7 protein-coding genes are annotated in these 10,260 nt (G+C 76.1%); 1 reads left to right on the top strand and 6 read right to left on the bottom strand.

Annotation, left to right across the window (positions count from 1 at the left end):
• Positions 1 to 49: 49 nt before the first annotated feature.
• The 3 genes from ACFWDO_RS20210 to ACFWDO_RS20200 form a co-directional block, all read right to left on the bottom strand.
• Positions 50 to 1,279 (bottom strand): UDP-N-acetylmuramate dehydrogenase, encoded by a 1,230-nt coding sequence (locus ACFWDO_RS20210; RefSeq protein ID WP_380324921.1) that lies wholly within the window; start codon positions 1,277 to 1,279, stop codon positions 50 to 52.
• A gap of 54 nt (positions 1,280 to 1,333) precedes the next feature.
• The gene (locus ACFWDO_RS20205; RefSeq protein WP_380324924.1) at positions 1,334 to 2,953 is read right to left on the bottom strand and encodes an Ig-like domain-containing protein; all 1,620 of its coding nucleotides are present in this window, start codon (positions 2,951 to 2,953) and stop codon (positions 1,334 to 1,336) included.
• A gap of 117 nt (positions 2,954 to 3,070) precedes the next feature.
• A complete protein-coding gene (locus tag ACFWDO_RS20200; RefSeq protein WP_380324927.1) occupies positions 3,071 to 4,327 on the bottom strand; it encodes an MFS transporter in 1,257 nt (418 codons plus the stop codon).
• Between the two features lie 97 nt (positions 4,328 to 4,424).
• On the opposite strand from ACFWDO_RS20200, the gene ACFWDO_RS20195 reads away from it, so the two are divergent.
• A complete protein-coding gene (locus tag ACFWDO_RS20195) occupies positions 4,425 to 5,570 on the top strand; it encodes a LacI family DNA-binding transcriptional regulator (protein WP_380324930.1) in 1,146 nt (381 codons plus the stop codon).
• Positions 5,571 to 5,591: 21 nt separating this feature from the next.
• Here ACFWDO_RS20195 and ACFWDO_RS20190 read toward each other — a convergent pair whose 3' ends face one another.
• Genes ACFWDO_RS20190 through ACFWDO_RS20180 form a run of 3 tightly spaced genes read right to left on the bottom strand, consistent with a single transcriptional unit; the run spans position 5,592 to position 10,134 of the window.
• Positions 5,592 to 6,239, bottom strand: a complete 648-nt coding sequence (locus ACFWDO_RS20190; RefSeq protein WP_380324933.1) for a GNAT family N-acetyltransferase — start codon at positions 6,237 to 6,239, stop codon at positions 5,592 to 5,594.
• Positions 6,236 to 8,440 (bottom strand): penicillin acylase family protein, encoded by a 2,205-nt coding sequence (locus ACFWDO_RS20185; protein WP_380324936.1) that lies wholly within the window; start codon positions 8,438 to 8,440, stop codon positions 6,236 to 6,238. Before ACFWDO_RS20185 ends, ACFWDO_RS20190 begins: the two co-directional genes overlap by 4 nt.
• Positions 8,437 to 10,134, bottom strand: a complete 1,698-nt coding sequence (locus tag ACFWDO_RS20180) for an IucA/IucC family protein (RefSeq protein ID WP_380347135.1) — start codon at positions 10,132 to 10,134, stop codon at positions 8,437 to 8,439. The genes ACFWDO_RS20185 and ACFWDO_RS20180 overlap by 4 nt, the downstream gene beginning before the upstream one ends.
• Positions 10,135 to 10,260: the final 126 nt, after the last annotated feature.

Here is a 10,260-nt window from a genome sequence, read left to right as displayed (position 1 = left end):
CAGGCCCTGTTCCGGTCCCGGAACAGGGCCAAACGCCCGCTCACAACGACTACAGGGCCGTACCGACCAGGACGGGCTCGGGCTCGAGCTCGATGCCGAACGCGTCCTTCACCCCGTCGCGCACGGTCCGCGCGAGCGCCACGAGGTCGGCCGCCGTCGCGCCGCCGCGATTCGTCAGGGCGAGGGTGTGGCGCGTCGAGAGGCGCGCGGGGCTGTGCTCCCCGGCGAGGCCGAAACCCTTGGTGAACCCGGCGTGCTCGATGAGCCACGCGGCGCTCGTCTTCACGAGCGTGGGGTCGACCGCTCCGAGGCTCGGGCTCACCGTCGACTCGGGTGTCGCGGAGCGCACGGCGAACCGCGGGGCGTCCTCGGGCAGCTCGTCGGCGGCGTCCGCCGGCAGCACCGGGTTGGTGAAGAACGACCCGGCGGACCAGCGGTCGTGGTCGGGACCCTCGCCGGACCCGGGGGCGACGCCCACGCCGTCGAGCAGCATCCCCTTGCCGCCGCGCAGCTCCAGCACGGCCTGCCGCACCTCGGCCGACGGGGCGCGCTCGCCCACCTCGACGCCGAGGCGGCGCGCCAGCTCGCCGTAGCCGACCGGCGCGGAGAGGCTGCCGAGCCGCATCTGCAGGTTCACCTCGAGCACCACGTACCGGGGCGTCGGGTACCAGGGCGCTCCCTCGCCGCCGCCGGCCCGCATCGTGCGCTTCAGGAGCGACGTGCGGTAGCCGAAGCCGAGCGACGCGAGCGGGAAGGTCTTCATGCCGCCGGTGAGGCGGTCCCAGGTCCGCACGGATGCGACGACGCCGGACACCTCCTGCCCGTAGGCGCCGATGTTCTGCACGGGCGCGGCGCCGACGGTGCCGGGGATGCCCGACAGCGCCTCGACGCCCACCCACTCGTTCGCCACGGCCTCGGCGACGAACGCGTCCCAGTCCTGCCCGGCCGGCAGGCGCAGGCTCGCCCCGCCGCACGCGCCGTCGGTGCCGCACGAGTCCGCGAGGTCCGCGTCGAGGCCCTGGCGCACGTCGCGCACGACGACGCCCGCGAACCCCTCGTCCGCGACCAGCAGGTTCGAGCCACCGCCGATCACCAGCAGCGGCTGGTCGGCGTCGTCCGCGGCGCGCACCGCGTCGATCAGCTCCGCCTCCGACTCGGCCTCGACATACGCGTCGACGGGGCCGCCGACGCGCAGCGTGGTGAGGTCCGCGAGGCTGGGGGCCGTGCCCCTGCTCCCTGCGGACGGGGCGGTGGTCGTGCGGGACGTCTCCAGGCTCACCCTCCCAGGGTACGGCGAATCCTCACGGCGCCTCCCGTCCCGCCGGGGGCGCGATCAGCGCACCGTGAAGTAGTTCGCGTTGCGGGAGACGGATGCCTTCGTGGTCGCGGTCGCCTTGTAGTAGACCGTGAAGTAGTGGTGCCCCCGCTCGACCCTGGGCAGCCTGATCGTCCGTCGCCCCTTGTCGCCCTTCGTGAGCCGCACGGTCTTGACGGTCGTGCCGTCCACCTTGACCACGAGCCTGCCGGTCAGCGCCACGCCCGGCCGGGCCTTGACGGTCACGACGGTCTTGGGACGCTGCGACCGGGTGAGGGAACGGTCCACGAGCGTGGCGGACGTCCTCGTGCGCGCCTTCTCGACCCGGACGGTGCGGTACGTCGTCCTGCCGTAGTAGAGGCCGTCACCGCTGTAGACGGCACGCAGCCTGACCTTCCCGACGGGCAGCGCCTTGGCGCCGAGGGTCATCGTCATGAACCCGTCCCCGTCGACCGTGGCCCGACCGACCCTCCGCGAACCGCGGTACACCGTGACGGTGCCGTCCGGCACGGGCGAGTCCCGCCACGACTCCTGGGGCAGCGCGGAGACGCGCAGCTTGTGCGGGGTGCCCCAGGCCCAGGGCTGCCCGGCCCGCTCGAGCGCCAACGACGCCCAGTACTTGCGGACCGTGACGGCCATCGTCGCGCGCATGTCCTCCACGTACGGGGACCCCGTGACCTTCGCGACCAGGGTGTGCTTTCCCGTGCTGAGCTCCCTGGCGGAGAGCTGGAAGGTGTGCGCCGCCGTGTACGTGCTGTCGACGTGCTCCCTGCGGAGCAGGCGCGAGCCGTCGTAGAGCGAGACCTCCCCGTCCAGGCGGCCCAAATCGGGCACGTAGACGGCGACCTCCATCGTGCGGCTGCCGGTGTACCAGAGGCCGCCCTGCACGTCGTTCGACCACACCTTGAGGGTGCGGTGAGCCCGCTCGAGGACGAACGACCCGCTGGCCCGCGAGGGCATGGCGCCCTGCCCGCCGTAGAAGACCACCTCGTACGTGTGCGCTCCCGGCTCGGGCGCGAGCGGGATGACGGCGGAGCCCCCGGAGAGGGGCACCGTGGTGGCCGGCACCGAGCCGCCGTCCCACAGCAGGGCGACCATCCCGTCGGCCGGGGCCCCGCCGGCCTGGACCGTCACGGTCGCCGTCGGGGCCGTCCCGTACTCCGCGGAGCCGGCGCCCGACAGCGTCATGGTGGACGGGACGGTGCCGGCCACGACCTCCAGGGTGCGCGCCCAGACGGACGGCGCGAGCTCCTCGTTCCCGGAGAACTCCAGCCGGACCTCGTGCGGCCCCGGCACCAGCGGGAGCGCCCGGATCTGCGCGTGATCGGCGGACAGGCCGACGAGCGGACGGACGACGCCGTCGACGCTGGCACGGACCCTCCCCCCGCGCTCGACCGGGGTGCCGTCGGCGAGGGTGACCGCCACCTTCAGGTCGAGGTACTCGCCCTCCCCCCAGGTGTCGAGCTGCTCGGCCTCGACGACGGTCGGGACGCGCTCCTCCGCCGAGGCGGCCGACGGCGGGACCACCAGGGCGAGCGCCACGAGAAGGAGCGCCGTCCACGCCGCGACCCATCGCGTCGACGCCGGTCCCTCGCTCGTGGTCCGAGCGGCCGCACACTCCATGAACCCGCTCGCCATCGTCACTCCAGTCACCGTCGTCGGTGACCGAAATCGTAGCGATGAGGCATTCGCCCGTCGAGAGACTTCACCCCCCTCGCCGGCCCGGCGCGGGCACGGCCGGGAACGGCAGGCGGGTCAGGCGGGGTCGCGCACGGCGTCCAACGGCTTCGCCGCCCCCGCCACGAGCAGGCCCAGGGCGATCGGCACCGCCAGGACGAGCAGCGCGTCGCGGTAGCCGACGTGGTGGGCGAGGAAGCCGATGAGGGCCGGGCCGACGAAGAACGCCGAGTAGCCGATGGTCGACACGACCGACACGCGCAGGGCGGCCCGGCGCGGGTCGTCGGACGCGGCCGACATCCCGAGCGGGAAGCCGAGGGACGCGCCCGCGCCCCAGATCGCCACGCCCACCAGGGCGACCCACAGCGACGGGACGAGCGCGAAGGCCACCACGCCGACCAGGGCGGCGGAGCCGCAGATCCGCAGCATGGTGACCCGGCCGTACCGGTCGATGAGCGACGTGCCGGCGAGCCGGGCCAGCGTCATCGCGCACAGGAAGACGGCCAGCCCGATCGCCCCGGTGGACTCCGCGGCCCCGAAGCCGTCGACGACGGCGAGGCTGACCCAGTCGTTCGCCGCCCCCTCGGTGAGCGCCGCGGCGAGGACGACGAGGCCCACGAGCAGGGTGCGCGACTCGCGCCAGGTCGCCAGGGTGTCGCGCAGCGAGTGGCCGCCGCCGGTGTCGACCGCGGTGGCCGGGTCCGCCTGGGTGTCCGCGACCAGGCCCTCGGCGGGGGCGTCCGCGCCCACCGTCGGCTCGAAGAGGCGCACGCACACCACGACCACCAGCAGGTCGACGACCATCACGCTGATGACGTGCACCGGCAGGGACACGCCGCCGTGGGCGGCGAGCGCGCCGACGCCGGCGCCCGCGACCGTGCCGAGCGAGAACCCCGCGTGGAAGCGGGGCATGACGGAGCGCCCGAGCCGCCGCTCGACGATCGCCCCCTCCAGGTTCATCGCGGCGTCCCAGATGCCGACCCCCATCCCGCCGAGGAACAGGCCGACGCCAACCCACAGCGGGCTGCCGCCCTCGACCGCGAGGGTCGCGACGGTGAAGCCGGCGGTCGCGAGCGCCGCGAAGGACACACAGGTGCGGCCGGCGCCGATGCGCGACGCGATCATGCCGGAGAGCGGCAGCGCGATCAGCGAGCCGATGGAGCCGGTGAGCAGGAGCAGGCCCATCTCGTCCGCCTCGAAGCCGAGGCCGTCGCGGACGGCGGGGATCCGGGAGGCCCACGTGGCCATCCCGATGCCGGCGACGACGAAGACGGTGAAGACGGCCCAGGCAGCGCGGACGGCGTGCCGCGGTGCGGCGGGGCGGGCGGAGGTCACGGTCTGACGCTTCCGGATTCCGCCACGCTGGTCAAATCGATTCGAACGCCACGTTCCCCCGATAGGCTGACGCCCCGACCCCGCCGGAAGGAACCCCATGGGACGCAGCCCCGCCGCCCGACCGACGCTCGCCCGGGTGGCCGCGCTCGCCGGCGTCTCGGTCTCCACGGCCTCGCTGGCGTTCTCCGGCGCCGGCCCGATCACCGCCGAGACCCGCGACAAGGTGCTCGCCGCCGCGGCAGAGCTCGGCTACCACGGCCCCAACCCGCTGGGCCGGCAGCTCCGGTCGGGGCGCTCCGGGATCGTGGGCGTGGTGATCGGCGACCAGCCGGGGCGCGCGTTCCGCGACCCCGTGGCGGTCAAGGTCCTCGACGGCCTCGTCGACGTGCTCGGCACCGAGGGGCTCGGCGTGCTGCTCATCCCCGGCGTCCGCGGGGCGACGCCCGGGCCCCCGCGCGCCGACGACGGTTCCACGACCCCCGCGCCCGTCGTCGACCCCCTGATCGAGTCCGCCGCGATGGACGTCGCCGTGCTCGTGTGGGGCGTGCTCACCGACGACGCGACGCTGGCGGCCCTGCAGCGCCGCGACGTGCCCGTCGTCGTCGGTGAGGGGGGCCGCGTCGAGGGCGCGCCGCTCGTCGCGCTCGACGACCGCGCCGGCACTGGGCTGGCGGTGCGCCACCTCAAGGAGCTGGGCCACACCCGCATCGCCGAGATCACCCTCCCCCTCGACGCCGCGGAACGGTCCGGTCCCATCGACGCCGCCCGGCTCGCGCAGGCGGACCGCACCTCCACGCGACACCGCCTCGACGGGGTGCGCGACGAGGTGGAGCCGGTCATCTCGTGGGAGACGCCCGCGTCCCTCGTGGAGCACGGCCGCGACGCCGCCACCGAGATCCTCGGCGCCTGGGTGCCCGAGACGGAGCGGCCCACGGCGATCGTCGCGCACTCCGACCTGCTCGCCGCGGGCGCCGTCATCGCCGCGCGCGAGCTCGGCCTGCGCGTGCCCGACGACGTGTCCATCGCCGGCTTCGACGGGATCGACCTGCCGTGGCTCTCCCCCGACGTGCTCACCAGCGTGCACCAGCCGCTGCAGGCCAAGGGCGCCGCCCTCGGCCGGGCCGTGCTGGGCGTGCTGGCGGGCGACGACCCGACCTGCACCACGCTGCCCGTCGAGCTCGTGCCGGGCACCACCACCGGCCCCGTGCCGGCGGACGTGCGCCCGGCCGACCCGCAGGCGTAGCGCCCCGGACCCGCGCACGGCTCAGCCCGTGGCGCCCGCCGCCGTCGGGAGAGCAGCCGCCAGGATCGCGTCGCCGCGCTCGCGGCCGAGGAACGCCAGCACCGCCTCCTTCGGCCCCTGCGGCGACTCGAACGCCACCGTGCCGGCGGGCTCGAAGCCGAAGGCGACCATGCGGGCGACGGCGCGCTCGTTGCGCACGTCCGGCTCCACCACCAGCCGGCGGGCGCCCGGCAGCGCCAGCGCGAGGCCGAGCACCGCGGGCCCGACGACGTCCCACGGAGCGACGCCGTACCGCGCCGCCGGGCCGTCGCTCCCCTTGAAGAAGTGCACCCCGACGTCGCCGGTCTGCACGTCGTAGGCGGTCGCGACCGGGTCGTCCTCCGGGTGGTAGAGCTGCACGAGCACGACCGGCTCGCCGTCCCACCGCACCAGGTAGGCGTGGTGCGTGGGCAGCGAGTCCACGAAGGCGTACGTGGCGCTCAGGTCGTCGCGGCTCAGGCCCGCGAGGCCCCAGAAGCCCGCGTGCGGGCGGTTCACCCACGCGTGCAGCACGTCGAGGTCCGCGACGGGGTCCAGCACGTGCGCGGTCACGGTGCCGGCGCCCGGCAGGTCCGCGCGCCACACCTCCTCGCCGCGGCGTCCGGTGAGGAGTCGGGTGTCGTCGGTCATCGGGCTCTCCGTGGGTCGGTGGTCAGGGTCGGGTCGGTGGTCGGGTCGGTGGACGGGACTGGCAGGGGCTGAGGGCGCAGCCGCGCCCAGTCGGTCTCGATCACGGTGGTGCGGGCCTCGGCCCACGCCGGGTGCTGGTCGGCGAAGTGCGGGGAGCGCGGGTCGCCGGACGCACCGAACGGCACGCCCCACCGGCTGCGGCGCCGGTCGCCCAGGTCCCACACCCACCGGGCCACGGAGCCGCGCGAGGCGGCCGTCGTGACGCCGGGGACGCCGCCCGTGCAGCGGACGGCGTCGCCGGCCCCGCCCAGCGGCACGCGGGGCACGACGGGCGCCGTCGCGCCGGGCACCAGGTCCAGCGCGTGCAGCGGGGCCAGGCGGTGCAGGTCGCCCCAGGTCACGGCGTCGTCCCCGTCGAGGTCGTCGAGGTCGCCGAGGTCCGTGAGCGCCGCCGCCGCGGCGGCCCGGGGGTCGAGGACGCCGGACGCCAGGATCTCCGCGAGGGCGTCGCCCACGCGCGCGACGACGTCGAGCCACGGCGCGAACACCGCGGGCAGGCCGTGCGGGGCGTGGAGCGGGGCGAGGGCCGGGTCGGCGGCGACGCGGCGCACGAGGGCGTCGCGCCAGCGGGAGAAGAGAGCGGCGTCCGTGTCGTCGGCGTCCGTCCGGGCGCCCGCCGCCACCCAGGCGCGCAGCCGCTCCGCGCGGGCGCGCGCCGCGTCCGACCGTGCGCCGGCCCCGAGCTCCGCACCCGCCAGCCACGCGACCAGGCCGGGCGCGCCGCCGTCGCGGGTGTCGGCGTGCACACGCTCCTGCGACCACGCCGTCTCGCCGCCCGGCGGTGGGTCGGCGAGCAGGGCCCGGACGCGCTCGGCACGGTGCGGGGCGTAGGCGAGGCCGAGGTCGTGCTCCGGCCGGTCGGGGCGCTCGTTCGCGTCCACGGCGACGTCGACGACGGCGGCGGGGGCGGGCAGCTCGAGCCACTCGGGCTCGGCCTGCTGACCCGCGTGCCCGGACCGCGGCGCATCCTCGACGGCCCGCGGGAGGACCCGCCCGGCGGGCGGCACGACCGGCACGCGGCCGGCGGTCAGGCGCAGCACCTCCCCCGACGAGTCGGCGGCGAGCACCCGGTTCACCGGGTCCACCCAGCCGGCGAACGCGGCGGCCACGTCGCGCGCCGTCCGCACACCTTGGAGCGCCCGCCAGGCGGCCACCCCGGCGTCGGCCGTGACGCGGACCGGCCAGCGGAGGCTGTGCCGGTCCGTCACGAGCGGGCCGCGGGGCGTCTCCGCCCACCGCACCTCGACCGGCTCGCCGCCGCGCACGGGGACGCGCTCGGCGCCCGACGCGACGACCGCGGCGTGTGCCGCCGCGCCGTCGTCCCCCTCCACGAACAGGTCGACGTGGTGGGCCATCGCGTTGGTGATGCCCCACGCCACGGACCCGGCGGCCGTCTCGGCCTGCCCCAGGTGCAGCACGCCGGGCACGCCCGGGAACGCCAGGCCGACGACGTCGTGCCCGGGCCGCGCCAGCCTGACCTGCTGGTACACCCCCGGCAGCTCGAGGAAGCGGTGCGGGTCGCCCGCGAGCAGCGGCGCGCCCGACGCGGTGCGCGAGCCGTGCAGGGCCCACGCGTTGGACCCCGACGACGGCCCCCCACTCCCGCCGTCCTCCCCGCCCCACCACGCAACGGCGGACGAGCCCGACGTGGGCCCGAGGGTGCGCGCCACGTGCTCGCGCCACAGCAGGTGCGGGAACCCGCTGAACAGGACGTGGTGCACCAGGAACGTGCCGACCGGCGTCCACGGGTGCCACGGCTCGTCGACGGGCAGCGGCGCGCCGCCGAGCGCCCGGGCCAGCTCCGCCCGCTCCAGAGAGTCCCGGCCGCCGGCGTCGAGCCCCGCCTGCACCCCGTCGGCGTAGGCCGCCAGCCAGTCCCGCTCGGGTGCGTCGAGTGCCTCCCACACCCGCCGGGTGGTGTCGGCGAGGCGCACGCGGACGGCGAACCGGTCCCACTCCAGGCCCGCCGGCCCGACGCGCGCGGCGAGCCGCCCCTCGCCGTACCAGCGGTCCACGTCGAGCTGCCAGCCGCGGTCCAGGGCGGTGACGTACCCCTGCCCGTGCGCGAGGTCCGCCTCGGAGCCCGCGCGCACGTGCGGCACGCCCAGGTCGTCGCGGAAGAGCTCGAAGGGTCGGCTCACGGGGTGCCCGGGCGGGCGACGGGGTTGGCCATCGTCCCTGCGTACAGCAGGGAGGCGGACTGGTCGGTGAGGTCGACCATCTGCAGCGTGTTGCGCAGCTGCAGCCGGTTGAGGCACGAGTGCGCGAAGCGCGGCACGCGCAGGTCGACCCGCCCGGCGAGGCCCGGGTGCTCGGCGTCGTGCCGGTCCACGACGTCCGCCACGACGGCCCAGAACCGGTCCTCGGGCAGCACGCCGTCGACGGCGAGGATGCCGGCGAGGTGGCGCAGCACGCCGTCGAAGACGTCGGTGAAGACCGCGAGCGCCTTCTCGTCGGCGTCGACGGCGGCGCGCACGCGCTCGACGCCGGGCGGGAGGGCGCCGTGCCCGAGGACGGCCACCTCCTCGCCGATGTCCTTCATGAAGACCCGCCGCACCACGCCGTCGCGCAGCACGAGGACAAGGTTCTCGCCGTGCGGCATGAAGGCCAGGTCGTGGGCGCGCAGGCAGTGCACCAGCGGGTACAGGTAGGCGTCGAGGTAGGCGCGCAGCCACGCCTCGGGCGCGATCCCGGACGAGCGCACGAGGGCGGTCGCGAGCGCGCGGCCCGAGGCGTCGCGGTGCAGCAGGCTCGCCATGGTGGCCAGCCGCTCCCCCGGCGCGGTGCGGGGTACGGGCGACTCCCGCCAGAGCGCGGCGAGCATCTTGCGGTGCGCGCTGGGCCGGGTGGTGCGGTGGTAGACGTCGCCCGTGTAGCCGATCGACGCCCGCTCGCGCAGCACGCCGAAGCCGCTCGCCCGGAGGGTCGGGTCCCCCTCGACGACGCCGGCCACCCAGTCGTTGATGTCGGGGGTGGCGCGCATGTACGCCGGGGAGAGCCCGCGCAGGAAGCCCATGTTCTGGATCGCGAGCGCCACCTTCACGTAGTGCCGCTCCGGGCGCGTCCGGTTGAACATCGTGCGGATGGACTGCTGCGGCTGGTACTCGTCGGCGCCCGGGCCCAGCGGTACGAGGTCGCCGCGCGCGACGTCGGCCGCGAACGTGATCGGCACCCGGTGCTGCCACTGCCACGGGTGCACGGGCAGGTACAGGTACTCGGCCGGGTCGAGGCCGCGGGCGGTGAGCCGCCCGGCGAACGCGGCCCGCTCGGCGCCGGACAGCTCGCCGCCGTACAGGCCCGCCTCGGCGAGCCCGTCGCCCAGCGCGAGATGGGTGTGCTCGCGCCGCGCCGCCAGCCAGACCAGCCGCATCCGCTCGCCGCGCTCCGGCGCGTACGCGAGGTAGTCGTCCAGGGAGAACCCGATGCGGCCGTTGTTCGCGAGGAAGCCGGGGTGGCCCTCGGTCATCGCCGCCTCGGTGGCCTGGAACGCGTCAGCGCGGCGCCGGTCGTCGTCGCCGGCCGGGGTGTCGACGCCGGGGTGCCCGTCGGGGGCGAGCGCCGCCAGCAGCTCCGGGACCTGCGGGGACGCGCCGCGCAGCTCGCGGTCACGCTTGGCGCAGGCCGCGGCGAGCGTCGAGGACAGCTCCTCCAGGTACGTCGCCACGAGTTCGTCGGGGATCCCCAGCAGCGGTTGCAGCTCGGCGACCAGCTCCAGCGCGTCCACGGGCAGGTCGACGCCGTCGCCGTCGGACGAGGCAGCGGTCCGGGTGATCGTCGCGGGGTCCACCACCCAGTGCTCCAGCGCGAACGTGCGCGCCGCGAATCGGTAGGTCACGCTGTCGAGCGCGAGCACGTACCGCCCCGCCCCCGGTTCCCCGTTGTGAGCGGGCGTTTGGCCCTGTTGAGGGGGCCGAACACGGGCCAAACCCCCGACACCACCCCGCGGGGGGGGGGGGGGGGC

The organism is Isoptericola sp. NPDC060185, assembly GCF_042728595.1.
Lineage (GTDB): Bacteria > Actinomycetota > Actinomycetes > Actinomycetales > Cellulomonadaceae > Isoptericola.
This window is presented reverse-complemented; position numbering and strand designations above follow the sequence as displayed.

What these genes read in the sequence shown, in the direction of transcription:
- ACFWDO_RS20195 (WP_380324930.1), top strand. Translation starts at nt 4,425, where the DNA reads ATGGGACGCAGCCCCGCCGCCCGACCGACGCTCGCCCGGGTGGCCGCG.
- ACFWDO_RS20190 (WP_380324933.1), bottom strand. Translation starts at nt 6,239, where the DNA reads ATGACCGACGACACCCGACTCCTCACCGGACGCCGCGGCGAGGAGGTG.
- ACFWDO_RS20205 (WP_380324924.1), bottom strand. Translation starts at nt 2,953, where the DNA reads ATGGCGAGCGGGTTCATGGAGTGTGCGGCCGCTCGGACCACGAGCGAG.